This window comes from Magnetospirillum moscoviense, from assembly GCF_001650635.1.
Lineage (GTDB): Bacteria > Pseudomonadota > Alphaproteobacteria > Rhodospirillales > Magnetospirillaceae > Magnetospirillum > Magnetospirillum moscoviense.
Window position 1 is genome coordinate 13,116 of record NZ_LWQU01000163.1, and the last position, 25,080, is coordinate 38,195.

General features: G+C 65.6%; 19 protein-coding genes. 15 read left to right on the forward strand and 4 right to left on the reverse strand.

The annotated features are described in order from the left end of the window. Positions 1-69 precede the first annotated feature (69 nt). Together purQ and purL are read left to right on the forward strand one after the other, a co-directional pair. On the forward strand, positions 70-759 hold the full coding sequence (purQ, locus tag A6A05_RS15005; protein ID WP_068502979.1) for a phosphoribosylformylglycinamidine synthase subunit PurQ: 690 nt from the start codon (positions 70-72) through the stop codon (positions 757-759). Next, positions 756-2,954 (forward strand): phosphoribosylformylglycinamidine synthase subunit PurL, encoded by a 2,199-nt coding sequence (gene purL, locus A6A05_RS15010; RefSeq protein ID WP_068502982.1) that lies wholly within the window; start codon positions 756-758, stop codon positions 2,952-2,954. Before purQ ends, purL begins: the two co-directional genes overlap by 4 nt. Positions 2,955-3,005: 51 nt before the next feature. On the opposite strand, the gene A6A05_RS15015 is transcribed toward purL, so the two are convergent. Further along, complete coding sequence (locus tag A6A05_RS15015) at positions 3,006-3,509, reverse strand: YdcF family protein (protein ID WP_068502984.1); 504 nt, start codon at positions 3,507-3,509, stop codon at positions 3,006-3,008. Between the two features lie 34 nt (positions 3,510-3,543). On the opposite strand from A6A05_RS15015, the gene A6A05_RS15020 reads away from it, so the two are divergent. The 3 genes from A6A05_RS15020 to A6A05_RS15030 all read left to right on the forward strand — a co-directional run bounded on the left by A6A05_RS15020 (position 3,544) and on the right by A6A05_RS15030 (position 5,967). Continuing rightward, entirely contained in the window at positions 3,544-4,227 is a 684-nt protein-coding gene (locus tag A6A05_RS15020; RefSeq protein ID WP_068503259.1) for a class I SAM-dependent methyltransferase, read from the forward strand. Between the two features lie 47 nt (positions 4,228-4,274). After that, complete coding sequence (locus A6A05_RS15025) at positions 4,275-4,601, forward strand: TusE/DsrC/DsvC family sulfur relay protein (RefSeq protein ID WP_068502987.1); 327 nt, start codon at positions 4,275-4,277, stop codon at positions 4,599-4,601. Between the two features lie 226 nt (positions 4,602-4,827). Further along, on the forward strand, positions 4,828-5,967 hold the full coding sequence (locus A6A05_RS15030; RefSeq protein WP_068502990.1) for an FIST signal transduction protein: 1,140 nt from the start codon (positions 4,828-4,830) through the stop codon (positions 5,965-5,967). Here the strand turns inward: A6A05_RS15030 and A6A05_RS15035 are convergent. Continuing rightward, the gene (locus A6A05_RS15035; protein WP_068502993.1) at positions 5,948-8,947 is read right to left on the reverse strand and encodes an HD domain-containing phosphohydrolase; all 3,000 of its coding nucleotides are present in this window, start codon (positions 8,945-8,947) and stop codon (positions 5,948-5,950) included. The genes A6A05_RS15030 and A6A05_RS15035 overlap by 20 nt on opposite strands. A 223-nt stretch (positions 8,948-9,170) precedes the next feature. Between A6A05_RS15035 and A6A05_RS15040 the strand changes: the two genes are divergently transcribed. From A6A05_RS15040 to A6A05_RS15075, 8 genes are all read left to right on the forward strand, one after another. After that, the gene (locus A6A05_RS15040; protein ID WP_068502997.1) at positions 9,171-12,104 is read left to right on the forward strand and encodes a methyl-accepting chemotaxis protein; all 2,934 of its coding nucleotides are present in this window, start codon (positions 9,171-9,173) and stop codon (positions 12,102-12,104) included. A gap of 31 nt (positions 12,105-12,135) precedes the next feature. Continuing rightward, entirely contained in the window at positions 12,136-12,501 is a 366-nt protein-coding gene (locus A6A05_RS15045; protein WP_156521087.1) for a hypothetical protein, read from the forward strand. Positions 12,502-12,611: 110 nt separating this feature from the next. Beyond that, positions 12,612-14,216 (forward strand): efflux RND transporter periplasmic adaptor subunit, encoded by a 1,605-nt coding sequence (locus A6A05_RS15050; RefSeq protein ID WP_245644311.1) that lies wholly within the window; start codon positions 12,612-12,614, stop codon positions 14,214-14,216. A gap of 3 nt (positions 14,217-14,219) precedes the next feature. Further along, complete coding sequence (locus A6A05_RS15055) at positions 14,220-17,309, forward strand: efflux RND transporter permease subunit (RefSeq protein ID WP_068503004.1); 3,090 nt, start codon at positions 14,220-14,222, stop codon at positions 17,307-17,309. Beyond that, the gene (locus tag A6A05_RS15060) at positions 17,306-18,010 is read left to right on the forward strand and encodes a cytochrome c (RefSeq protein WP_068503007.1); all 705 of its coding nucleotides are present in this window, start codon (positions 17,306-17,308) and stop codon (positions 18,008-18,010) included. Before A6A05_RS15055 ends, A6A05_RS15060 begins: the two co-directional genes overlap by 4 nt. Positions 18,011-18,065: 55 nt before the next feature. Then, complete coding sequence (locus A6A05_RS15065; protein WP_068503010.1) at positions 18,066-18,785, forward strand: substrate-binding periplasmic protein; 720 nt, start codon at positions 18,066-18,068, stop codon at positions 18,783-18,785. Between the two features lie 8 nt (positions 18,786-18,793). After that, entirely contained in the window at positions 18,794-20,383 is a 1,590-nt protein-coding gene (locus A6A05_RS15070) for a sensor histidine kinase (RefSeq protein WP_172822290.1), read from the forward strand. Beyond that, complete coding sequence (locus A6A05_RS15075) at positions 20,376-20,822, forward strand: response regulator (protein WP_068503012.1); 447 nt, start codon at positions 20,376-20,378, stop codon at positions 20,820-20,822. Before A6A05_RS15070 ends, A6A05_RS15075 begins: the two co-directional genes overlap by 8 nt. A gap of 37 nt (positions 20,823-20,859) precedes the next feature. Here the strand turns inward: A6A05_RS15075 and A6A05_RS15080 are convergent, their stop codons facing one another. Beyond that, positions 20,860-21,429: a UbiX family flavin prenyltransferase gene (locus A6A05_RS15080; RefSeq protein ID WP_068503015.1), complete on the reverse strand. Its 570-nt coding sequence runs from the start codon at positions 21,427-21,429 to the stop codon at positions 20,860-20,862. Positions 21,430-21,575: 146 nt separating this feature from the next. On the opposite strand from A6A05_RS15080, the gene A6A05_RS20255 reads away from it, so the two are divergent. Beyond that, positions 21,576-21,749, forward strand: a complete 174-nt coding sequence (locus tag A6A05_RS20255; RefSeq protein ID WP_082911000.1) for a YdcH family protein — start codon at positions 21,576-21,578, stop codon at positions 21,747-21,749. Positions 21,750-21,985: 236 nt separating this feature from the next. Next, complete coding sequence (locus A6A05_RS15085; protein WP_068503018.1) at positions 21,986-23,902, forward strand: propionyl-CoA synthetase; 1,917 nt, start codon at positions 21,986-21,988, stop codon at positions 23,900-23,902. Between the two features lie 209 nt (positions 23,903-24,111). Here A6A05_RS15085 and A6A05_RS15090 read toward each other — a convergent pair whose 3' ends face one another. Then, the gene (locus A6A05_RS15090) at positions 24,112-25,008 is read right to left on the reverse strand and encodes a D-hexose-6-phosphate mutarotase (RefSeq protein WP_068503020.1); all 897 of its coding nucleotides are present in this window, start codon (positions 25,006-25,008) and stop codon (positions 24,112-24,114) included. Between the last annotated feature and the right edge of the window lie 72 nt (positions 25,009-25,080).

The following is a 25,080-nucleotide window of genomic DNA, read 5'->3' on the forward strand; positions in this document are numbered from 1 at the left end:
GCTGGAAACCAATGGGTTTCCGTATTAAGAAGACGCTCTCCCTTTCGAACCAACCCAGGGACGCCCTTCGTGAAAGCCGCCGTCATCGTCTTCCCCGGTTCCAACTGCGACCGCGACGTCGCCGTGGCGCTGGAGGCCAGCATGCGCGCCAAGCCGCTCATGGTCTGGCATCGCGACACCGAACTGCCCAAGGTCGACCTGGTGGTCGTTCCCGGCGGATTTTCCTATGGCGATTACCTGCGCTGCGGCGCCATGGCGGCACACTCGCCGATCATGCGGGAAGTCAAGGCCCGGGCCGATGCCGGGATGCGGGTGCTGGGCATCTGCAACGGCTTCCAGATCCTGACCGAATCGGGTTTGCTGCCCGGCGTCTTGATGCGCAACAAGGACCTGAAGTTCATCTGCAAGGATGTCCATCTGCGGGTCGAGAACGACCGCACCGACTTCTGCCGCTATTACCGCTCGGGCGACGTGGTGCGCTTCCCGATCGCCCACGCCGAGGGCAATTGGTTCGTCGAGCCCAAGGCCTATCGCGAGATGGAGGATAACGGCCAGATCGCCTTCCGTTACGCCACCCTCGAAGGCAAGGTCGATCCCGAATCCAATCCCAACGGATCGTTGGGCAATGTCGCCGGCATCTATAACGAGAAGTTCAACGTGCTGGGCCTGATGCCGCACCCCGAGCGCCTGGCCGAGGACCTGCTGGGCGGTTCCGACGGCCGCTTGATGTTCGATTCGCTGGTGGAGGCCTTGTCGTGAGCCAGATTACTCCGGATATCCTTGCCAGCCACGGCATCAAGCCCGACGAATACACCCGCATCCTCGAGATCATGGGGCGCGAACCCAACCTGACCGAGCTGGGCATCTTCTCGGTGATGTGGTCGGAACATTGTTCCTATAAGTCCTCGAAGAAGTGGCTGAAGACCCTGCCGACCAAGGCCGACTGGGTGATCTGCGGCCCGGGCGAGAATGCCGGCATCATCGATATCGGCGACGGCGACGCCATCGTCTTCAAGATGGAAAGCCACAACCACCCCAGCTTCATCGAGCCCTATCAGGGTGCGGCGACCGGCGTGGGCGGCATCTTGCGCGACGTCTTCACCATGGGCGCTCGCCCCATCGCCAACATGAACGCGCTGCGCTTCGGCGATCCCAGCCATCCCAAGACCCGGCACCTGGTGGCCGGTGTGGTGGCCGGCATCGGCGGCTACGGCAATTGCGTCGGCGTGCCCACCGTCGGCGGCGAGACCAATTTCCACAAGTCGTACAACGGCAACATCCTGGTCAACGCCATGACCGTCGGTCTGGCGCGCGCCGACAACATCTTCTATTCGGCCGCCGCCGGCATCGGCAATCCGGTGGTCTATTTCGGCTCGAAGACCGGCCGCGACGGCATCCATGGCGCCACCATGGCCAGCGCGGAATTCGACGAGAACTCGGAAGAGAAGCGCCCCACCGTCCAGGTCGGCGACCCCTTCACCGAGAAGCTGCTGATCGAGGCCTGCCTGGAACTGATGGCCACCGATTCCATCGTCGCCATCCAGGACATGGGTGCGGCCGGCCTGACCTCGTCGTCGTTCGAGATGGCGTCGAAAGGCGGTCTGGGCATCGAGATGGACCTGGATTCGGTGCCGATGCGCGAAGAGGGCATGAGCGCCTACGAGATCATGCTGTCGGAATCGCAAGAACGCATGCTGATGATCCTGAAGCCGGGCAAGGAAGACGTGGCCCGCGCGATCATGGACAAGTGGGAGCTGGATTTCGCGGTGATCGGCGTGTTGACCGGCACCGGCCGCATGGTGCTGAAGCGCCATGGCGAGGTGGTGGCCGACCTGCCCATCGACCCGCTGGCCCAGGCCAGCCCGGAATATGACCGCCCGTGGGTTCAGCCCGCCAAGTTGCCGGTGGTCAAGCTGGAAGACGTGCCGGCGGTGGCGCCGATCGAGGCGTTGAAGACCCTGCTGGGCTGCCCCGATCTGGCCTCGAAGCGCTGGATCTATCAGCAATACGACCACATGGTGATGGGCGACACCGTCCAGCGCCCGGGCGGCGACGCTGCCGTGGTTCGCATCCACGGGTCCGACAAGGCGGTGGCCATCACCACCGATTGCACCCCGCGTTATTGCCTGGCCGACCCGCACGAGGGCGGCCGCCAGGCGGTGGCGGAAGCCTATCGCAACATCTCGGCCACCGGTGCTTTGCCGATGGCGGTGACCGACAATCTGAATTTCGGCAATCCGGAAAAGCCCGAGATCATGGGCCAGATCGTCGAGGCCATCAAAGGCATGGGCGAGGCCTGCCGCGATCTGGACTTCCCCGTGGTGTCGGGCAACGTCTCGCTTTACAACGAGACCCAGGGCGCCGCCATCCAGCCGACCCCGGCCATCGGCGCCGTCGGTCTGTTGAAGGATGTGTCCAAGCACACCACCATCGCCTTCAAGGGTGCCGGCAATTCCATCGTTCTGTTCGGCGAGACCAAGGGCTGGATGGGCGCTTCGCTGTACCTGCGCGAGGTGTGCGGCAGGGAAGAAGGCGCTCCGCCGCCGGTGGCCCTGCACCGCGAACGGCGCAAGGGCGAACTGGTGCGCGACCTGATCGACCAGGGTCTGGTCAAGGCCTGCCACGACGTCTCGGACGGCGGCCTGCTGGTGGCGGTGACCGAGATGGCGCTGGCGTCGGGCATCGGCGCCAGCCTGGAGGCTCCGTCGGCCATCGCCCTGCACGGCTGGTGCTTCGGCGAGGATCAGGGCCGCTATGTGCTGGAAGTGGGCGCGGACGATTTGGCCTCGGTGCTGGAAGCGGCGCAAGGACGGGATGTCGGCGCCCGAATCATCGGCACCACCGGCGGCCATTCCATTGACGTGGCCGGCCAGTCGGCCACTGTCGAGGATTTGAAGGCCATCCACGAAGCCTGGATGCCGGCCTATATGGGCGCCGAGATGTCGGGGCACTGATCACCCGATGATGAAACAAGGCCCGGCTTCCCGATGGAGGCCGGGCCTTTTTCATGTGCCGGCGATCTCCAGCCGATAGATGGTTTTCAGGAAGGCGAACACTTCGCGTCCATGGGCCAGCCACCATTCGGCGCCGAGACGGTCGGGCCGGGCCGGGAAGCCGGCCACCGTCAGGCCGCTGCGGCGAAAGATGTAACGGGCGCGCGGCAGGTGGAAGGAATCGGTCACCACCAGCACCCGACCCCAGCCTTGCGCCGCGATGATCGGAGCCGACAGCCGGGCATTGTCGATGGTATTGTGCGAGCGATCCTCGACATGGACGCGGGTGGGGGCGATACCGGCGGCCAGCGCCAGGTCGCGCATGACATGGGCCTCGGGGACCGGATGGCTGACCGGGCCGCCGCTCATCAGCAAATGCCCGACCAGATCGGCGCGCGCCAGGGCGACGGCATGGGCGACGCGCCGCGCCAGGGCCGGCGACGGGCGGCCGTCGGGCAACACCTTGGCGCCCAGCACGATGGCGACGTCGAACTCGACAGCGATGGGCGCGTTCATATAAGCATGATGCGATAAATCGATGGAGGATGCGATGCAGCGGCGGCGCAATGTGGATGTGATGGTGGAGGCGCTGAAGCCCGAAGGCAAGCGTATCCTGGATGTCGGCTGTGGCGACGGCAATGTGGTGCGGCTGTTGACCAAGAAGGGCGCCCAGGTCGTGGGCGTCGAATGCTCGCCCCGCCAGTTGGCCAAGGCCCGCGCCATCCCGAAGGTTGGCGACGAGGAGATCGTCGAGGGCGTCGGCCAAGCCCTGCCGGTCAGCGACGCCAGCTTCGACGCCGTGGTGTTCTTCCACTCGCTGCACCACGTTCCGGCCGAATTCATGGGCCAGGCCCTGCGGGAAGCCGCCCGCGTGCTGAAGGCTGGCGGCCTGCTGTATGTGTCGGAACCGATCGCCGAGGGCCTGTTCTTCGAAACCTGCAAGCCGGTCGATGATGAAACCCAGGTGCGCGCCCTGGCCCAGGCCGCCCTGGCGGACGTGCCGGGCATGGAGCCGGTCGACGACATCGTCTTCCTGCATACCGTGTCGATGGCTGATTACGCCGCCTTCCGCGAGCGCATCGTCTCGGCCAATGCCGAGCGCGAGGCCATTTTCGACCGCCTGGACGGGGAAATGCGGGCGCTGTTCGCCAAGAACGCCCGCCCGGCCGAGGGCGGCGGATACGAGTTCGACCAGCCGATCCGCGCCAGGATTCTGCGCCGTTTACATTCGTAAAAATTAATATTACAAATTTCGCAAACACGCCATCAGGGAGGAGAACGATGGGTTACGCGGATTTGGAAAAGACCGGCAACGGTTATCTGGTCGACACCGCCGATTGGTCGCCGGCCATCGCCGACGAGATCGCGGCAGCCGAAGGCTTGGCGCTGACCGAGAAGCATTGGGATCTGATCAATTACCTGCGCGAAGAGTTCTTCGACAACAACGAGAACCAGCCCAACGAGCGCCACATGTGCAAGGCGATGAGCGAGCGCTGGGGCGGCTCGGTGGCGACCAAGGACCTCTACGACCTGTTCCCCATGCAGCCGTCGAAACAGGCCGGAAAGATCGCCGGCCTGCCCGAGACCAAGCGCAAGGGCGGCTACTAGTGTCCTGCCCCCGTAATTCGCATTGCGAATTGCGGGGATAAGCAGGCCACTACCATGTTGAATTGTGTGGTGATTCCGATATGCGCATGTCGATGGGAACTTCGGAATCACCACACTAGGCCAAAGTATGGCGTGCCCCCTTTTCAGGCCGGGGGCCTAGGCCTATATTGTGGCGAGGGCGGCGGCTGGCCGTCCTCGCGCTTCCCATCAGAGTGCCTGGAAATCCATGTTTTCTGATACCGCCCATCTGCCCATCGAGGCCGGTCCGCTATCCGCCGCGCTGCAAGGCTGGAAGAATTCCTTATCCGGGGCTGGCGTGCTGGCCCTGGTGCCTGAAGCCGAGGCGGGGAAGATTCCCGTTCTCCAGGCGGCCTGCCGCCAGCACGGTGTGGCGCTGGCCGGGGCGGTGTTTCCGGCCCTGATCGATGGGGCGTCCGAGGTGCGAAGCGGGGTTCGGCTGATCTGCCTGGAGCTGATGGCGCCGATGGTGGTGATGGGCGGTCTGGACGCGCCATCCGTTCAGGCGGAATTTGTCGAGCGGTGCGGTGCCTTGCGCGAGGCGGCGGATTGGGGCTCGGCGCCGCCGATATTGTTCACCATCTTCGATTCGACCCTGCCCAATCTGGACACCATCCTGCGCGGATTCGCCGACCGCCTGGAAGATCGCTTCCGCTATGTCGGCGCCAATGCCGGCAGCGAGAGCTTCGCCCCGATCCCCTGTCTGTTCGACGGCTTTTCGACATTCGAGCGCGGGGGGCTGGCATTGTTGTTGCCGCCGCACGACGCGGTCGCGGTCGAACACGGCTTCAATATTCCGATCACCATCATGCGGGTCAGCCAATCCCATCAGAACATCATCGCAGGCCTGAACGGTCGTCCGGCGTTCGAGGTCTATCAAGAGATGATCGCCAGCGGCTATGGGGTCGCCATGACTGCGGACACCTTCTACAGCGAGGCGGTGCATTTCCCGCTGGCGATTCTGTCGGGAAATTCCCTGCCCCAGATCCGCATACCGGTGGCACTGGGGGCGGACCAGGCGATAACTTGCGTCGGCGAGGTCCAGGAAGGCGCGGTCGCCGTCGTCATGAAGGCGCCCTCGGTCGAGGAAAGCGATTGCGTCGCCCGCATCGCCGACCGGCTTGGTCCGGGCCTGGCCGGATTGCTGACCTTTTATTGCGCCGGCCGTCGCATGCACCTGGGCGTCGCCCAGGTATCGCGCGAGCTGGGGCAACTGGCCGTGCAGGTCGGCACTCCCAATCAGTTCGGCGCCCTGTCCCTGGGCGAGATTTCAGCCGACAGCCATGGCGACCCGGTGTTCCACAACGCCGCCCTGGTCTGCCTGGGGGTCACGCGGCGGTCTGCGTGATGAACTTCTCGATCTCGACCTCGTCGATCTGTTCGGGCAGCAAGAAGCGCTCGGCGTAATCGCGATAGACGCCGGACGTCAGGAACAGGTCGAACAGGTCGGCGTCGATGTGCCCGTCCTTCTTGAAGAACGACAAGATCTTCACCGATTCCGACAGGGTCTTGGCCTTCTTGTACGGCCGGTCCGACGCCGTCAACGCCTCGAAGATGTCGGCGATGGCGGTGATGCGGGCCGGGATCGACAGGTGATCCTGGGTCAGCTTGCGCGGATAGCCGCTGCCGATCATGGTTTCGTGGTGGGTGCCGGCATATTCCGGCACGCGCTTCAGATGCTTGGGGAAGGGCAGGCGCTCCAGCATCACGATGGTCTGCATGATGTGTTCGTTGATCTTGAAGCGCTCTTCCTCGGTCAGCGTGCCGCGTCCGACCGACAGGTTGTAGACCTCGCCCAGATTGTAAAGGTTCTCGGGCACCTGGGCCTGGAAGCCGCAGCCTTGGTACAAATCCTTGACGGCGGCGGCGCGCGGGATGATGTGGTGCTCCTTGTCCGACAGCAGCTTTTCTTCCATCGGCAGGGGCGATGCCTCGGCCGGGTAGCGCTTCAGTTCCTCGTGCGACAGGCCCAGGCGGTCGTCGAAATGGCGCCACCAGGTGTATCCGGCGATGCGCTTCAGGCGTTCCACCTTTTCGGGGGCCATGAACTCGCCGCCGACATTGCACTCGGCGACGAAGGCGAAATCGTCCAGCAACTGCGCCTTGCGTCCGGCCATGCGCGAACCGGCCTCGGCCGGGTTCATGCCGCTCGCGATGGATCGCAGACGCTGGATCTCGGCGTCGCGCAGCAGCACCTCGAAACGGGTGCGCACCTCGTGGATGCGGTTATAGATGGTTTCCAGCTTGGTGGCCTTGTCGACCACGTATTCCGGGGTGGTGACCTTGCCGCAATCGTGCAGCCAGGCGCCGATGCGGAATTCGCGCCATTCCTCGTCGGTGGTGAAGGCGAAGTCGGCCAGCGGGCCATCCTTCACCTCGCAGGCCTTTTCGGCCAGCATCACCGACAATTCGGGGACGCGCTCGCAATGGCCGCCGGTATAGGGGCTTTTGGCGTCGATGGCGCCGGCGATCAGCTGGATCATCGAATCCATCAGCCGTTCCTGGGCCAGCAGCAGTTCGCGATTATAGAGCGCGGTGGCGGCCTGGGCGGCCAGGGCCTCGATGAAGCGCTGGATGTCGGCGGCGAACGGGATGATCTCGCTCGATCCCGGCGGGCGGGCGTTGATCAGCTGCAGCGCGCCGATGACGTCGCCGCCCCGCGGCTTCAACGGCACGGTCATGAACGACTTCGAGCGGTAATGGTTGCGTTCGTCGAAGATGCGGGTGCCCGAGAAGTCGAACTGGCCGGCGTCGTAGGCGTCGGGGATGTTGATGGTCTCTTGCTGGTGCACCGCGTGGCTGACCACGTTGCGGTGGTTGGGCTGGCCGCTTTCGTCGAACATCGGCACCGGCGGGATGGTGGGCGCCGGGCGGCCTTCGCCGCCCAATGCCACGCCCAGCGTATCGTTGCGCAGAATCTGGAAATTCAGCTTGTCGTCATCGCTGCGGATGTAAAGGGTGCCGCCATCGGCGTTGGTCAGGTCCTTGGCCCCCAGCAGGATCATGTCCATCAGCTTCGAGGTGTCGCGTTCCGCCGACATGGCGATGCCCAGATCGATGATGCGGGCCAACTTGTCCTGGGCGAAGGCCAGGGCGTCGGTCTTGGCCGACAGCGTCGCCTTCATCTGCCTGAACGCCTCGCCCAGTTGATGGAATTCCTGAATATGCGAGTCGTGCGCCTCGTCATCCGAGAAATCCATGTTCTGGATCCGCTCGGCATCGGCGGCAAGTTCGCGCACCACCTTGGCCATGCTGGACGAGAACCACAGCGCCAGCGGGACGATCACCGCCAGGGCACCCAAAGCCAGCATCAGCACGTGACGCTGCATTTCCTGGATATGGCCGGCGAAGTCGGTGGCCGGGGCGGCGACGCTGATCTGGATGGTGCGTCCGCCGGGGCCATTCCAGACATCCTGGCGGACCAGCCATTCCTCGCCGGCGATGTCCAGGCGTTCCAGCCCTTCCGTCATCGGCCGGCCGGCGATCGCGGCCAGCAGCGGCGATCCGCTTTCGGCCAAAGGTTGCAGCAATGAGGAGGCGGTGTCGCCCACCCGGACGGTGTGGGCCGCGGCCAGCAGCTTGCCGCCATCGGCCATCACCACGCCGCCCCTGGGCGACACCGCCAGCGATTCGACGAAACGGCCCAGGCCGGTCAGGGTGATATCGACGCCGAACACGCCGACGCCGCCCGGCAGCTTGCGCGAGGCGGTGATCCCCGGTTCCTTCAGCGAGCTGAAGATATAGGGCGCCGACAGCGACGCCCCTTCGCTGGCCATCGCCTGGCCGTACCATGGCCGCGCGCGGGGGTCGTAGCTGGGCTGCGGCTCGAGAGTGGCGCCAAGCTTGACCGCGCCGGCATCCAGGAAGGTCCAGGATTGCTGGCGAGCGGCCTCGGTCCCGGTGATGGCGCGCACCACCCAGGCGGTCTCGGCCGGCGCCTTCAGCGCCTCGATGACGCGGGGATCGCTGCGGGTCTTGATCACCTGCAGGAAGCTGCCGTCCTGGAAGCCGAAATACAGGGAATAAAGCGCGCTGTTGTCTTCCAGGGCCTGGACCAGGAAGGGCAGGGCCGGAAAGGCGGTGCCGTCGCCGGTGACGCTGTCGCCGACCGGGCGAGCCCCCCCCAGCGCCGCCAGGCTGAGCGTCTCGCCGATCTGGCGATCGACCTGTTCCGACGTGCGCCTGGCCATCTCGCCGAACAGGTTGGCCGCGGTGTCTTCGGCTGCGCGCGAACTGGCGAAATAGACGCTGGTCAAGGTCGCACCGGTCATCGCCACGATGATCAGAAAGATTGCCGAGACGATGCTGACCTGGAAACGGATCTTCATGAGGTGTCTTTCCGTGCGCGGAGAAACTTGGTTCCTGATGGGAGCGAACCAGGAAATCATAAAAGCCTGATCCGGTCTTAAACCGATTGAAAATAGAATACCGAGTGAAACTCGAAAAGGGGGCGAAGCCTGTATTTTTGCCTTGCCGAGTGTGTCATTTTGCCTAGCATAAACAATAGAAACGGGTGCCGAGAACGGTGCTCGCGAATGGGCGAGGGCGGGAATGCGGATCAACGAACCGGTCACCAATAAAGAAATCGAGTTGCCGGATGATGTGTTGCTGGTGTCGAAAACCGATGTCGCTGGTCGTATCACATTCGTAAACCGCGCGTTCGTCGAGGTCAGTGGCTTTTCCGAGTCCGAGTTGATCGGCCAGCCCCACAATCTGGTCCGTCACCCCGACATGCCGCCGGCCGCTTTCGCCGATTTGTGGGCCACCATCCAGGCCGGCCGGCCGTGGGAAGGCATCGTCAAGAACCGCGCCAAGAGCGGCGACCATTATTGGGTCCGCGCCAACGCCACGCCGATCATCGAGGATGGCAAGATCGCCGGCTACATCTCGGTCCGCACCAAGCCCGCCAAGGATCAGGTGGCGGCCGCCGCCCAGCTTTACGCAGCCCTTCGCGAAGGGCGCGCCGGCAACATCCGCCTGTCGGGCGGCGAGGTGCTGACCGATTCGGTCGGCGGACGGCTTGCCCGCTTCAGTCGCAGCCTGAAGGGGCGGATCACCGCCCTGGCCATCATTATGCTGATGCTGGGCGTGGTCGCCGACGGCATCGGCCTGGTCGGCATGGCCGATTCCAACGAGGCGCTGGAGGCGGTCTATGCCGACCGCCTGGTTCCGGCCCGGCAACTGGCCGAAATTCAGTCGCTGGTTCACGACAGTGCTCGCCAGGTAATGGATATGCGCCTGGGGGCGGCTGCGGCTCCGGCCATCGCCCGCATCAAGGCCAATATCGCCCAGTCCGACAAGGTGTGGGCCGAATACATGGCCACCACCCTGACGCCCGAGGAGCGTCAGCTGGCCGACCGCCTGGGCACCATGCGCAAGGGCCTGAACGAGATGGGCTTCGCCGCCGTCGCCGCCGACGAGCGCCTGCCTCAGCTGTGGACCGATGCCATCGCTCCGGGGGTCGAACAGACCTTGGTGCAGACCAGCCAACTGATCGACCTGCAGATCAAGGTCGGCGCCGACTATGTCGCCGAATCCAAGGGCGACCTGGCCAAGCACATCATCGGCGCGCTGGTGGTTCTGGTTGTGATCATCCTCGCCTTGGCCCTGCTGTCGCGCTGGCTGTTCAAGGCCATTCACGATCCGCTGACCCGGATGGACGGCTATTTCGCGGCGATCGCCCGGGGTGACCTCAAGCAAGAGATCAAGGCCGAGCCGATCCCCGATTTCCAGCGCACCAACGCCATGTTGCGCACCATGCGGGCGCATCTGGCCTACAGTGGCGAAGAGCGCCAGGAAATGATGGTCCGGGCCGAGGAGCATCTGAAAAGCGAGATGCTGACCCTGACCGAGGTGCTGGAAGGCGAGGTCCAAGAGACGGTCACCGACATCTCGACCCAGGCGACCCGCCTGTCCGAGGGCGCCAGCCGGCTGACCCAGGTGTCGGACGAGTTGATGCGCACCGCCCGCGCCGTCACCGAATCGGTGGAAACCACCGCCGGCAACGTCCAGACGGTGGCCAGCGCCACCGAAGAGCTGGAAGCCTCCAGTCGCGAGATTTCGGCCCAGGTGGCGACCAGCTCGAAACTGGCGGAAACCGCACGCGAGCGGGTCGACCTGGCCAGCGAGCGGGTCGGCGGCCTGACCGAGGCGTCGGCGCGTATCGGCAATGTCGTCGGCATGATCCAGAACATCGCCGGCCAGACCCGCATGCTGGCCCTGAATGCCACCATCGAAGCGGCGCGCGCGGGCGAAGCCGGCAAGGGCTTCGCGGTGGTGGCCGAAGAGGTCAAGGGCCTGGCCCGCCAGACCGAGGACGGCATCGCCACCGTCAGCACCCAGGCCGAGGATATCGGCCGCACCACCAGCGACACCGTCGAGACCGTCGGTGCCGTCGCCGCCACCATCCGCGAGATCGACAGCATCGCCGCCGAGGTGGCCCGCGCCGCCGACGAGCAGCGCGCCGCCACCGCCGAAATCATGTCGAGTGCGGTGCAGGCCGCCGACCACACCCGCATGGTGGCGGAAAAGGTCCAGTCGATGATGGCCGGCGTCGAGGCGACCGGGGTGACCGCCGCCCGCGTCACCAACCTGTCGGCGATGGTCAATCACGACATCGAGGCGTTGCAGCGGCGCCTGCACGTGATCTTGCGCTCGTCCTACGGCGGCGACCGCCGACACGAGGGCCGTGTGCCGGTGGCGCTGAAATACCATGCCGACTTCCAGGGCAAGGTGTTCGAGGGCTTCACCGGAGACTTGTCGCTGCATGGGGCGCTGCTGGTGGTGGCCGCGTCCGAGATTCCCTCGGTGACCTCGGGCACCGTCGAGCTGCAGGGCGTCGGCAAGCTGGACGCCCGGCTGTTGTCGGAAAGCACCGTCGGGCTGCATGTCCGTTTCGACAATCTGAGCCGCGCCGCCAGGGACGCGCTGCAATCGCGCATCGAGGCGGTGCAGGCCCACGACACCCCCTTCATCGAACTGATTCAGTCGGTCTCGGGGCAGGTGGCCAATGCCCTGGAATCGGCGTTGCAAAGCGGCAAGATCAGCGAGATCGAGCTGTTCGACATCGAATACGAGGCGATCCCCGGTTCCGATCCGCTGCAGGTGATGGCCAAGCATACCCTGCTGGCCGACCAATTGTTCCCGCCCTTCACCGAGCCGGTGCTGGCCAAGGACAGCCGGATCGTGTTGTGCTGCGTCACCGACCGCTCGGGCTATATCGCCGCCCACAATGCCAAATATTCCCAGCCGCAGCGGCCGAACGACCCGGTGTGGAACGCCGCCAATTGCCGCAACCGGCGCATCTTCGACGACCGGACCGGCATCCTGGCGGCGCGCAACACCAAGCCCTATCTGGCCCAGACCTATGCCCGCAATATGGGCGGCGGCAATTTCGTGCTGCTGAAGGAAATCGACGCCCCCATCAAGGTGCGCGACCGCCATTGGGGCGCCTTGCGCATGGCCATGAAGCTGGAAGCCTCTTGATCCCGGGCGGTGTTCTTCTCATAGTGGGGACATGGGTACGGAAGCGAGGACACGTCTGGGCCGCATGATCCGCATCGGGGCACTGGCCCTGGTGGTGGGCGTGGTCGCTCTGCTGGCGTCCGGCCCGGCCCAGGCCGGCCAAGCCGATCACGCGCATCATGCCGACCATGCCGATCACGCCCAGACCAAGGGCGACGACATGCCGGCGGCCAAAGATAGCGGCCCGCACCATGGCGGCTCGTGCCATTGTATCTCGGCCGCCTGCACCGCCGCCCTGCCGGTCGGCGCGATCGAGCTGACCGTCTCGGTCGCCCTTTACCAGCCCGAAGCGATTCCGGTGGCCTTGCCGCCGGCCCAACGCCTGGCCGATCCACCGGCGAAGCCTCCCCGAACCTGACGCAGCGCCCGCCCCTTTTGGGGACGGGACACGCGCGGTGCGGCCGAACGGGCCAGCACCGCGCGGGTGATTCGTCGTCGTGTCGCTTCGTCTTATAGTGGGGTTTCCCTATGTGGTTTCGCCCGATGGCCGGCCTGGTGCTGGCCGGCTTTGTCCTTTCGCCCCTTTCTGCGCTGGCCCATGGCGGCGAGGATCATTCCGCCCCGCCGGTGGTGGCGATCCAGACCGTCCAGCCCGGCTTTGCCGCCGACGGTACCGCCTTCCAGCTGGTGCTGGTGCCCGAGGATGACGGTCACGTCCTGGTCTATCTGGCCGATGCCGACAGCAACGCTCCGATCGGCGGGGCGCGCATCGACGCCGAGGCGCCGGGGTGGAGCGGTCAGGCCCAGCCCACCGCCGGCACCGGCATCTATCGCCTGTCGTGGTCCCTGCCGACCGCCCCGGTCGATATGACCCTGATGGTGTCGGCAGACGGCCGTGACGATCTGCTGCTGCTGGCCGGTCTGGCCCGCCCGGCCGTAATCGAGGCCCCGGCCGTGGCGGAACCCCATTGGCGCCATTGGTGGGGCGGCGCGCTGTTGGGCGGCCTGGCCAGTCTGATCCTGGTGCTGGTGCTGCGGCGAAAACGCCTGGCGGTGCTGGCCTTGCTGGTGGCGTCCGGCCCGGCCTTTGCCCATTCCGGCGAGGACCATGGCGAACAGGCGGCGCCGGCTCCGGCGCCGGTGGTGGGGGCGTCGGTCGCCATGGCGAAATCGACCCAGTTCCTGCTGGGCATCCGCACCGAGCGCGTCGCCGCGCGCGAGGCGGCCCAGACCGTGCGGGTGCCGGGCCGGGTCATGCCCGATCCGTCCGGCTTCGCCCGGGTGCAGCCGTCGCAGCCGGCCCGGGTGGTGGCCGATCCGGCCTTTCCGCTGCCGGTTCCCGGTCAACACGTCAAGCGCGGCCAAGTGGTGGCGGTGCTGGAGCCGACGCTGTCGACCCTGGAACGGGGAGAGAAGCGGGCCTCGCTCTATCGCGTCGAGGGCGAGATCACCCTGGCCGAACGCGAACTGGCCCGGCAAGAGGCACTGGGCACCATTGTCACCGCCAAGGCGGTGGAGACCAGCCGCATCCGGCTCGAGCAATTGCGGCGCGAGCGCGCCCAGATTGCCGTCACCCAGTTGGGGCGCGAATTGGTGACCGCCCCGGTCGATGGGGTGATCGCCGACGTCCATGTGGTCCCGGGCGAGGTGGTGGCGGTCGATAAGGTGATGGTGGAAATCGTCGATCCGGCCCGCTTGCGAGTCGAGGCGGTGACCCACGATCCGGCGGTGGCGGCCCGCATCGGCGCGGCCGAGGCCACCACCCGCCTGGTCCCCAACCACGCCTTTCCTCTGGACCTGTTGGGCGTCAGCCCCAAGGTGGATGCCGTCGATCAGGGCATCCACGCCTTGTTCGCCGTCCGCCCCGGCCATGGTGACGGGCTGAAGGTCGGCATGCCGGTGGATGTCCACCTATCGGTCGGCGCCACCCGCTTGCGCATGGCGGTGCCACGCGACGCCCTGGCCGAGATGGCCGGGCGCAGTGTGGTGTTCGTGCTGACCGCGCCCGAGACCTTCGAGGCCCGGCCGGTCAAGGTCGAGCGCCTGATCGGTCCGCTGGCCGAGATCGACGGCGTCAAGCCGGGCGAACGGGTGGTGGTGCAGGGCGCGGCCCAGCTGAAGTCGGCGAGGTAGGCGATGTTCGACCATATCATCGCCTTCAGCCTGCGCCGCCGCCTGCTGGTCCTGGCCGTGGCTTTCCTGCTGCTGGTCTATGGCGCGCTGACCCTGGCCCGGTTGCCGGTGGACGTGTTCCCCGACCTCAACCGCCCGACCGTCACCATCATGACCGAAGCGGCCGGCCTGGCTCCGGAAGAGGTCGAGGCCCTGGTCACCCGCCCGGTCGAAACCGCCGTCAACGGCACACCCGGTCTGGTGCGGGTGCGCTCGACCTCGGGCGTCGGACTGTCCATCGTGTTCGCCGAATTCGACTGGGGCACCGACACCTTGCGCAACCGCCAACTGGTGTCGGAACGCCTGGATACGGCGCGCGAACGGCTGCCGGCCGGCATCAGTCCGGTGATGGGGCCGATCACCTCGCTGATGGGCGAGATCATGCTGATCGGCATGCGCTCGAAGGACGGACACACCAGTCCGATGGACATCCGCACGCTGGCCGACTGGGTGGTCCGTCAACGGCTGTTGTCGGTGCCGGGCATCGCCCAGGTCATCCCCATCGGCGGCGAGGTGCGTCAGGTTCAGGTGCTGGTCTCGCCGTCGCGGCTGTCCGGTCTGGGGCTGACCTTCGCCGAGTTGGAAGCTGCCCTGGCCGGCTTCGCCCGCAATACCACCGGCGGCTTCCTGGAACAGCGCCAATCGGAATATCTGATCCGCAATCTCGGCCAGACCACCGACATCCGCGACCTGGAAGATACCGTGGTGGCGTGGAAGGGCGGCGCGGCGGTGACCGTCGGACAGGTCGCAGATGTCCGCATCGGCGCCGGCATCAAGCGGGGCGACGCCTCGGTGGATGCCCGCCCGGCGGTGATCCTGGCGGTGCAAAAGCAGCCGGGCGCCGACACCGTCGCCGTCACCGCCGCGGTCGAGGCGGCCTTGGCCGACATGGCCCGCACCTTGCCGCCCGACGTCGATGCCCAACGGGTGCTGTTTCGCCAGGCGGCCTTCATCGAGCGGGCCATCGCCAATGTCGAGGAGGCCCTGCGCGACGGCGCCGTGTTGGTGGCTGTCGTGCTGTTCGTGTTCCTGGCCAATTTCCGCACCACCGCCATCAGCCTGACCGCCATTCCGCTGTCCATCGTGGTGACGGCGATGGTGTTCCAGGCCATGGGGCTGTCCATCAACACCATGACCCTGGGCGGGCTGGCGGTGGCCATCGGCGAACTGGTCGACGATTCGGTGGTCGATGTCGAGAATATCTTGCGCCGCCTGCGCGAGAACCGGGCGGCGGCCCATCCCCTCCCGGCCTTCGACGTGGTGCGGGCCGCCTCGGCCGAGGTGCGCAATTCCATCGTCTACGCCACCATCATCGTGGTTCTGGCCTTCCTGCCGCTGTTCGCCCTGTCGGGTATCGAGGGGCGGCTGTTCGCGCCCTTGGGCGTGGCCTATGTGGTGTCGATCCTGGCCTCGCTGGCGGTGTCGTTGACGGTGACGCCGGTCTTGTCGTTGCTGCTGTTGCCCAAGGCCGGGGTGGTGGCGCACCGCGAGACGGCGCTGGTGCGTGGCCTCAAGGCCGCCAACGGCCGGCTTCTGTCCTGGGCCTTCGCCCATCCGGCCCGGGTGCTGGCTCCGGCCGGTCTGGCGGTGGTGGTCGCGGCTGTCTCGGTGCCGTTTCTCGGCACCACCTTCCTGCCGCCCTTCAACGAAGGCACGGTGACGGTCAATGTGGTGTTGCCGCCGGGGACCTCGCTGTCGGAATCCAACCGCATCGGCACCATCGCCGAGACCCTGCTGGCCACGGTGCCCGAGACCCTGTCCACCGGCCGGCGCACCGGGCGGGCCGAGTTGGACGAACATGCCGAGGGCGTCCATTATTCCGAGATCGACGTGGACTTGAAAGAAACCGGCCGCGCGCGTGAGGCGATCCTGGGCGACATGCGGGCCAAGCTGGCGCAGATTCCGGGGATTTCGGTCAATATCGGCCAGCCGATCTCGCATCGTCTGGACCATCTGCTGTCGGGCGTGCGGGCGGAAATCGCCGTCAAGATTTTCGGCGACGATCTCGACACGCTGCGCCAGGTGGCGGCCCAGGCGCGCGAGCGCATGGCCCAGGTGCCGGGCGTGGTCGATCTGCAGGTGGAAAAGCAGGTGCTGATCGGCCAGATCCAGATCCGGCTGGACCGGGCCGAGGCCCGCAAGTACGGGCTGACCGCCGATCATCTGACCGAAACCCTGGAAGCCGCCCTGGGCGGGCGGGTGGTGTCGCAGATCAGGGACGGCCAGAAGACCGTTGATGTGGTTCTGCGCCTGGCCGAGGACTGGCGCGCCGAAAGCGCCGAGTTCGGCCAGATCCTGGTGGACACCCCGGCCGGCAAGGTGCCCTTGGGCCTGCTGGCCGACGTGGTCGAGACGCAAGGCCCCAACCTGATCAATCGCGACGATCTGCGAAGGCGCATCGTGGTGCTGGGCAATTCCCAGGGCCGCGACATCGGCTCGGTGGTGGCCGATCTGAGTGCGACCTTGGACCTCATGACCCTGCCGGCCGGCTTCGAGATTCGCCTGGAAGGCCAGTTCAAAAGCCAGCAGGACGCCAGCCGCCGCATCGCCCTGCTGGCCCTGGTGTCGCTGGCCGGCATCTTCGCCGTGCTGGCCAGCCATTTCCGCTCGGGCGTGCTGGCCCTGGTGATCATGGCCAACGTGCCCATGGCCCTGGTCGGCGCCGTCGCCGCCCTGTGGCTGACCGGCTTGCCGCTGTCGGTGGCGTCGCTGGTCGGCTTCGTCACCCTGATCGGTATCGCGGCCCGCAACGGCATCATGAAGGTGTCGCACTACCGCCACCTGATGGCCCACGAAGGCGAAAGCTTTGGGCCGGCGATGATCGCGCGCGGTTCGGCCGAACGGCTGACACCGGTCCTGATGACCGCCTTGGTGGCGGCCTTCGCCCTGTTGCCGCTGGCCATCGCCGGCGGCCAGCCCGGAAAGGAGATCTTGCACCCGGTGGCGGTGGTGATCTTCGGCGGGCTGATGTCGTCAACCCTGCTCGACACCCTGGTTACCCCCGTCATCTATCTGCTGGTCGGCCACCGCGCCGTGAAGGAGTTGCAATCATGAAGAAGGTTCTGGTGCTGCTTGCTGGTTTGGCCGCAGGTCCGGCCTGGGCGCAGTCGCATGGTGCGATGCTGCCGTTCTATGGCGGCCAGATCGGCCTGTCGGGCGATTTGCATGTGGAATTCGTGGTCCGCGACGGCATGATCCGGGCGTGGGTGCGCGACCATGCCGACAAGCCGGTCGCCGCCGCCGGCAAGGCGACCGTGCTGGTGGGGGCGACCAAGCACGAAGTGTCCTTCGCGGAAGACGGCGCCGGCCTGAAGGCGGAACTGCCGGTCAAGGCCGCCGACAAGGTGACGGCGATCTTAAGCTTGACCGCGCAAGGGCGGCCGCTATCGGCCCGCTTCGCCCAGGCCGAGTTGGTCCAGCCCAGCCTGACCGGCGCCGCCCTGGCCGGCAAGGCGGTGTTCGAGCGGGTGTGCGCCACCTGCCACGGGACCGCACTGCGCGGGACCGACCAGGGGCCGCCCTTGATCCATGCCTGGTACGCCCCCGGTGGCGGCCACGATGATTCGCAGGTCCTGAAGGTCCTGCGCGAGGGCACCAAGGGCCATATGTGGAAGTTGGGCGATATGCCCAAGCCCGAAGGCCTGAAGCCGGGCGAGGACAAGCCGGCCCTGGCCTATGTCCGCGCCATGCAGGCCGCCAACGGGATCGACCAGAGCGCGCCGGCGGCGGGCAAGGGCGGCCATTCCGGCCATTGAGTCGCGATATGATCCGACATATCCTTGTTCTTCGTCCGGGTTTGGGATAGCGCGTATGGCGTGGAAGAGCTGGATTTTCGGCGTGTTGGCGATGGCGGCCGTGCCGGCGTCGGCGGCGGAAATCCGCTTCGTCTCGATCGACGCGGCGCCGTGGGCGTTCTACGAAGCCCCGGACCGCCCGGCCGGCGCCTTCCCCGAGATCATCGCCGAACTGGAAAAGCGCAGCGGGCACAAGCTGCCATTCACCCTGCAGACCTTCGCCCGCATCGAGCGCGATCTGGAACTGGGGGTGCAGGATTGCACCATCATCTTGTGGATGGAAAGCCGGGCTCGCCTGGTCGAACTGGGCGAGACCGTCTATCCGATGCCGTTCGGGATCATCGCCCGCAAGGGCGTGGCCTTGACCAAGTATGACGATCTGCTGCCGCTGACGGTGTCGATGGTCCGGGGCGTCGCCTTCGACAAGCGGTTCGAGGCGGATGACCGCATCAAGCGCGACATCGACAAGGATTATGGCCAGTCCCTGCAGAAGCTGGCCCATGGTCGGGTCGATGCGGTGTCGGGGGCCGTTCCGACCATCTTGCATCAGGTCCAAAAGGCCGGATTGGATGACCAGATCGGCGACATCCTGGAATTGTCGCGCATTCCGCTGGCCCTGCAATGTTCGAAGACCTCGGCGCGATTGCCCCACATGGCCGAATTGGGGGCCGTCATCCGGGCGATGAAGGACGATGGGACGTTGCGCAAGATCCTTGCCCGCAACGGCTATCGGTGATGGCGTCCATGGACGGGCCCCCCCGCGAGACCACCGCCCCCGAATCCGCCGCCCACCACACGGACCATCTTCCCTTGGCCGGTCCCGAGCCGCGTCCGATCCGCCGTCGCGGTCTGGCGATGCGCTTGCTGGGCCTGGTCCTGCTGTTCAGCCTTTCGCTGTCGCTGGTATCGACCAGCGCCCTGGTCTACCGCGATTACCAGCACGAATTGGGCGACATCGAAGATCGCTTGCAGGAGATCGAGTCCAGCCGTCTCAATTCCCTGGCCGGCAGCCTGTGGCACATGGACACCGCGCAGATCCGGTTGGAATTGGAAGGCATCCTGAAACTGCCGGATATGCAGGCCCTGGAAGTGCGCGAGGTGTTCAACGCCAGTTCCAAGCCGGTGGTCATCGCCGTCGGCACCCGGGCAGGCAGGGACGAACTGGCCAGGGTCTACCCCATCATCTACGGCGATCGCGGGCAGCCGCGTGTGGTCGGCCACCTCTATGTCGAGGCGACGCTGGACGGCGTCTATGGCCGGCTCAAGGAAACCGCGCTGGTCACCTTGGTCAGCCAGGTCGGCTCGATCCTCCTGATGTCGCTGTTCATCTTGTATGTGGTGTGGCGCCTGGTCACCCGGCATCTGGTCACCATCGCCACCTATCTGCGCCATTACGACGTTCACGCGCCGGCGCCCACCTTGCGCCTGATCCGCCGCGCCCCGCGTGAGCCCGACGAACTTGACGACATGGTGGCCGCGTTCAACAGCCTGTGCGTCGGCCTCGAGGCGGCCTATCAGGACCTGACTCGAACCAATCTCGCCCTCGAGCGCGATATCGAGGATCGCAAGGCGGCCGAGGCCCAGGTGGTTCGCCTGAACCGCGAGCTGGAAACCCGGGTGCGTCAGCGGACCGCCGAGCTGGAAGGCGCCAACAAGGAGCTTTCGACCTTCAGCTATTCGGTGTCGCACGATCTGCGCGCGCCGTTGCGTCGCATCGAGGGGTTCGTCAGCATCCTGTTCGAGGAATACGGGGTGGTTCTCGACGCGCGCGGCAAGCATTGCCTCGAGCGCATCCGCAGCGGCACCCGCGACATGGCCGGGATGATCGACTCTTTCCTGAAATTGTCGCGCGCCACCACCGGCGAATTGCAGGTCGAGCCCATCGACCTGTCGTCGGTCGCCGGCGAAATCGTTGCCGAGTTGGCCGAGCACCATCCCGATCATCCGGTGTCGGTCGAGATCCAGCGCGGCCTGGAGGTCAAGGGCGACCGCCGCCTGATGTCGGCCGCCATCGCCAACCTTCTGGAAAATTCCTGGAAATTCACCCGGGGGCGGCCCGATCCGAAAGTCACGTTCGGGACTTGCGAAAAAGACGGCCGTGAGGTCTTCTTCGTCACCGACAACGGGTCCGGTTTCGACATGGCTTTCGTCGATCGGCTGTTCGCCCCCTTCAACCGTCTGCCCAATGCCGAGGGGATGGAGGGAGTAGGCATCGGGTTGGCGACCGTTCATCGCGTGATCGTGCGCCACGGCGGCAAGGTGTGGGCCGAGGGGAGCCCGGGACAGGGCGCCACCTTCTATTTTACGTGTTGGGAAGGAATGCGAAATGAATAAGCCGTTGCGGTCGCGGACCATCGTTCTGGTCGAGGACAATGACGACGATATCGAATTGACCCAGCATGCTTTGTCCAAGGCCAATCTCTACAGCGACCTGGTTGTCGCCCGCAGCGGCGAAGAAGCGGTCAGGCTGATGCACGGACCCACTGGGGTCGCCAGCGGTTCGATGGCGCTGCCGGCCCTGATGCTGCTGGACCTCAAACTGCCGGGTATCGGCGGCCTGGACGTCTTGAAGAAGATGCGCGAGATCGATGCCACCAGGCGGATGCCGGTGGTGATCCTGACCACTTCGGACGACGAGACCGATGTGATGGAAGGCTATGACCTCGGGGCCAATTCCTACATCCACAAGCCGATGGATTCCGCCGATTTCAATCGCGTCGTCGACAAGCTGGGCCTTTACTGGCTGACCATCAACGTTCCGGCGGCGTCCTGATTTAGACCCTCGCGCCTTAGATGAAAGGCGCGACGCTCTATTCGCCCCAGCGCCGCAGCCGCCCGGAATCCAGGCCGAACAGGTCCAGGACCCGGCCGATTGTGTGATCGACCATGTCGTCCAGGTTGGCGGGTGCCGCATAGAAGGCCGGCACCGGCGGCGCGATGATCGCCCCCATTTCCGACAGCGCCAGCATGGTGCGCAGGTGGCCGGAATGCAGCGGCGTCTCGCGCACCATCAGCACCAGGCGACGGCGCTCCTTCAAGGCGACGTCGGCCGCCCGGGTCAGCAGCGACGAGGTCACCCCGGTGGCGATCTCGCTCATGGTGCGGACCGAACAGGGCGCGATCACCATGCCCAGCGTGCGAAACGACCCCGACGCCGGCGCGGCGCCGATATCCTCGGGGCGGTGGCAATGATCGGCCAGGGCGCGCACCTGGGCCAGCTTCAAATCGCTTTCGTGGGCCAAGGTGACCTCGGCGGCCTTGCTGAGGACCAGATGGGTCTCGATTTTCAGCGCCCGCAGCGTCTCGAGCATGCGAATGCCATAGATCACCCCCGAAGCGCCGCTGATGCCGACCACCAGCCGGTTGGGTGTCTGATCCATGACATTCTCTCCGTTTGCGCCATTCCCATGCGGAATGTGGGTTGATTCGAAACCAATACTCAGGCATAAAGCCCAATTTTTTCGCTGACAGACGCGTTGCGCCGTCATATGCTATCCACCTCACCCATATCCCAGGGAGGATAGTAATGAGCCTTCAGGACCGGATCGAGTCTTTGAAAGCCAAGCACGCTGCGCTTGACTCCGCCATCATCCAGGAAGCCCAGCGTCCTCTTCCCAATAATGTGGCGATTGCCGACATGAAACGCCAGAAACTCCGGATCAAGGAGGAGCTGACGCGTTGCAGTTCGACGACGCATTAGTCTGAATTCAGGGGGCAAGGATGTGCGGCCGTCGGGGGTGTCCCGGCGGCCGTTGCCGTTAGGGGTGTAACAAAGTTGCGCAATGTTGCGCCGCGGCACGAGAGCGGGCGGCGAAACTGTGGAAATCCACAATTCCGGCTTTGCATTAATTGCGTCCTCTGTGCGATGTTAGCCCCCTCGAAAGGAGGGGGGTTTACCCCCCAAGGGAAGTCGCAAAGCAGAGGAATCGTCAGAGAATGACCAACGCATATCAGCAGGCTTACGAACGTTCGCTCAAGGACCCCGAGGGTTTCTGGGCCGATGCGGCCAAGGATGTCCATTGGATCAAGCCGTGGACCAAGGTCCTCGATGATTCGCGCAAGCCCTTTTATCGTTGGTTCTCCGGCGGCGAGGTCAACACCTGCTACAACGCCGTCGATCGCCATGTCGAGGCCGGCCGTGGCGCCCAGGCCGCTCTGATCTATGACAGCCCGGTCACCAATACGGTCCGGACCACCACCTATGCCGAGTTGAAGGACCAGGTGTCGCGCTTCGCCGGCGTGCTGCGCGACCTGGGCGTCGGCAAGGGCGACCGCGTCATCGTCTACATGCCGATGGTGCCGGAAGCGGTGGTCGCCATGCTGGCTTGCGCCCGTCTGGGCGCGGTGCATTCGGTGGTGTTCGGCGGCTTCGCCTCGAACGAACTGGCGACCCGCATCAACGACGCTCTGCCCAAGGTGATGGTGTCGGCCTCGTGCGGCATCGAAACCAACCGCGTCATTCCCTATAAGCCGCTGCTGGACCATGCCATCGAGCTGGCCGACCACAAGCCGGCCCATTGCGTCATCTTGCAGCGTCCGCAGGTGGTCGCCGACATGATCGCCGGCCGCGACGTCGATTGGACCGAAGCCGCCGCCAAGGCCCAGCCCGCCGAGTGCGTGGCGGTGGCCTCCACCGATCCGCTGTACATCCTTTACACCTCGGGCACCACCGGCCAGCCCAAGGGCGTAGTCCGCGACAATGGCGGCCACATGGTGGCGCTGAAGTGGACCATGAAGGCGGTCTACAACATCGAGCCGGGCCAGGTGTTCTGGGCCGCCTCGGACGTGGGTTGGGTGGTCGGCCATTCCTACATCTGCTACGCGCCCTTGCTGCACGGCGCCACCTCGATCGTCTATGAGGGCAAGCCGGTCGGCACCCCCGACGCCGGCGCCTTCTGGCGCGTCATCAGCCAGCACAAGGTGACCGCCCTGTTCACCGCGCCGACCGCCTTCCGCGCCATCAAGCGCGAGGACCCCAACGGCGAATTGCTGAAGAAGTACGATCTGGGTTGCCTGAAGGCCCTGTTCCTGGCCGGCGAGCGCTCGGACCCCGATACCATCAAGTGGGCGCAGTCGAACCTGAAGGTTCCGGTGGTCGACCATTGGTGGCAGACCGAAACCGGCTGGGCCATCGCCGCCAACTGCCTGGGCCTGCATGAATTCCCGGTCAAGCCCGGTTCGCCGACCAAGGCGGCGCCTGGTTGGGACCTGCAGGTGCTGGACGAGGGCCATCACCAGTGCAAGCCCGGCCAGACCGGCTCGCTGGTGGTCAAGCTGCCGCTGCCGCCCGGCACCTTCTACACCCTGTGGAACGCCGAACAGCGCTTCTTCGACAGCTACCTGGCCGAGTTCCCCGGCTATTACAAGACCGCCGACGCCGGCATGATCGACGAAGACGGCTATGCCTATGTGATGAGCCGCACCGACGACATCATCAACGTCGCCGGCCACCGCCTGTCGACCGGCCAGATGGAAGAAGTTCTGGCCAGCCACCCCGACGTCGCCGAATGCGCCGTCATCGGCGTGGCCGACCAGCTGAAGGGCCAGCTGCCGCTGGGCTTCATCTGCCTGAAGGCCGGCGTCACCAAGCCGGACGATCAGATCCTCAAGGAAGTGGTGGCCCTGGTGCGCGAGACCATCGGCCCGGTCGCCGCCTTCAAGAGCTGCACCGTGGTCAAGCGTCTGCCCAAGACCCGTTCGGGCAAGATCCTGCGCGGCACCATGCAAAAGATCGCCGACAACAAGGATTACAAGATGCCGGCGACCATCGACGATCCGGCCATCCTGGAGGAGATCGACGAGAGCCTGCAGGGCATCGGCTATTCCAAGGCCCGCAAGGAAGCGGTGGAATAAGTCGTCCGTGCAAAAGGAGAAAAATAGGCTTGGGGCGGCCCAAGCCTATTTTTTTGGCGTTTGACCGCCGCCATGAGGCGAGCCGTGCTCGCCTCATGGCGGGAAAACGGAGCAATCCCGCGCGGAAAGCTTGCTTGAGCACGGGGTTTCCAAACAGAATCGGGGAAAAGTACACCGAGGCGAAGCCGAGGGACTTTTCCACGCGGAACTCAGCCCAGGCGGATACGGCATTCCAGGCGGTGGACCGCGCCGGGCGGCAAGGTGATCAGGTCGGGACCGGCATTGGTGGTCTCGACGCAGATCATGCGGCGGTAATCGTCGCAGGCCAGATCGGCCATGGCCTTGGCGGTGTCCTGCCACGGGTTCCACACCACCGCGCTGCCCGACCCCTTGCTTTCCACCAGAATGCGGCGATCCTGGCCGTCATCCTCGATCGACAGGACGGCCGGGGTTCCGGTATAGATGCGGTCGGCTTCGCTGGAAATGTCCACCGGGCCGGACTGGGTCTTGACGGTGCCGCCCGCCATCTTGTCGATATAGGCACAGCCATCCAGGCCCCGGATTCGGGTGCGCTCGATGTCGCCGACCCGGAAATAGGTGTGCAGGGCCTGCGACAGGGTGAAGTTGGTCTGGCCTGAATTGCGGGTGATCAGCGCCACCTCAAGACCGTCGCCGACAACGATTTCCTGGGCCAGCACGAAGGAATGCGGCCAGATCGCCCGGGTTTCGGCGTCGCAGGCCAGGCCCAGAATCACCATCACCCGCCCATCGGCCAGCTTGCGGGTTTCCATCACATCCCACGGCCGGGTGCGGGCGAAGCCGTGGCCGGGGCGGCCCAGGCCGTCGGGATCGGGGCCGAACCACGGCCAGCACACCGGAATGCCGCCCTTGATGGCCTTGCCGGTGGCGTAATAGGCCTGCTCACTCAGGAACAAAAGGTCGGTCTTGCCGTCGGGCACGAACGACAGCACCTGGCCGGCATACAGGCTGATGGTGGCGCGGCCGCCATCGGCGGTAACGTCGATCATGGTCAGGTCGCCGGGACCGGAGCGGAAGGACAGGCCGCCGTCGATGGCGAAGCGTCGGGTCAGGTCGGCGATGGTCATCGGGGCATCCCTGGCAGGTCGAAGGTGTCCTTGATCCTAACCCAGCCATTGGTCCGACACACCGCCCCGGCG

What these genes read in the sequence shown, in the direction of transcription:
- A6A05_RS15015 (WP_068502984.1), bottom strand. Translation starts at nt 3,509, where the DNA reads ATGAACGCGCCCATCGCTGTCGAGTTCGACGTCGCCATCGTGCTGGGC.
- A6A05_RS15020 (WP_068503259.1), top strand. Translation starts at nt 3,544, where the DNA reads ATGCAGCGGCGGCGCAATGTGGATGTGATGGTGGAGGCGCTGAAGCCC.
- A6A05_RS15025 (WP_068502987.1), top strand. Translation starts at nt 4,275, where the DNA reads ATGGGTTACGCGGATTTGGAAAAGACCGGCAACGGTTATCTGGTCGAC.
- A6A05_RS15030 (WP_068502990.1), top strand. Translation starts at nt 4,828, where the DNA reads ATGTTTTCTGATACCGCCCATCTGCCCATCGAGGCCGGTCCGCTATCC.
- A6A05_RS15035 (WP_068502993.1), bottom strand. Translation starts at nt 8,947, where the DNA reads ATGAAGATCCGTTTCCAGGTCAGCATCGTCTCGGCAATCTTTCTGATC.
- A6A05_RS15040 (WP_068502997.1), top strand. Translation starts at nt 9,171, where the DNA reads ATGCGGATCAACGAACCGGTCACCAATAAAGAAATCGAGTTGCCGGAT.
- A6A05_RS15045 (WP_156521087.1), top strand. Translation starts at nt 12,136, where the DNA reads ATGGGTACGGAAGCGAGGACACGTCTGGGCCGCATGATCCGCATCGGG.
- A6A05_RS15050 (WP_245644311.1), top strand. Translation starts at nt 12,612, where the DNA reads ATGTGGTTTCGCCCGATGGCCGGCCTGGTGCTGGCCGGCTTTGTCCTT.
- A6A05_RS15055 (WP_068503004.1), top strand. Translation starts at nt 14,220, where the DNA reads ATGTTCGACCATATCATCGCCTTCAGCCTGCGCCGCCGCCTGCTGGTC.
- A6A05_RS15060 (WP_068503007.1), top strand. Translation starts at nt 17,306, where the DNA reads ATGAAGAAGGTTCTGGTGCTGCTTGCTGGTTTGGCCGCAGGTCCGGCC.
- A6A05_RS15065 (WP_068503010.1), top strand. Translation starts at nt 18,066, where the DNA reads ATGGCGTGGAAGAGCTGGATTTTCGGCGTGTTGGCGATGGCGGCCGTG.
- A6A05_RS15070 (WP_172822290.1), top strand. Translation starts at nt 18,794, where the DNA reads ATGGACGGGCCCCCCCGCGAGACCACCGCCCCCGAATCCGCCGCCCAC.
- A6A05_RS15075 (WP_068503012.1), top strand. Translation starts at nt 20,376, where the DNA reads ATGAATAAGCCGTTGCGGTCGCGGACCATCGTTCTGGTCGAGGACAAT.
- A6A05_RS15080 (WP_068503015.1), bottom strand. Translation starts at nt 21,429, where the DNA reads ATGGATCAGACACCCAACCGGCTGGTGGTCGGCATCAGCGGCGCTTCG.
- A6A05_RS20255 (WP_082911000.1), top strand. Translation starts at nt 21,576, where the DNA reads ATGAGCCTTCAGGACCGGATCGAGTCTTTGAAAGCCAAGCACGCTGCG.
- A6A05_RS15085 (WP_068503018.1), top strand. Translation starts at nt 21,986, where the DNA reads ATGACCAACGCATATCAGCAGGCTTACGAACGTTCGCTCAAGGACCCC.
- A6A05_RS15090 (WP_068503020.1), bottom strand. Translation starts at nt 25,008, where the DNA reads ATGACCATCGCCGACCTGACCCGACGCTTCGCCATCGACGGCGGCCTG.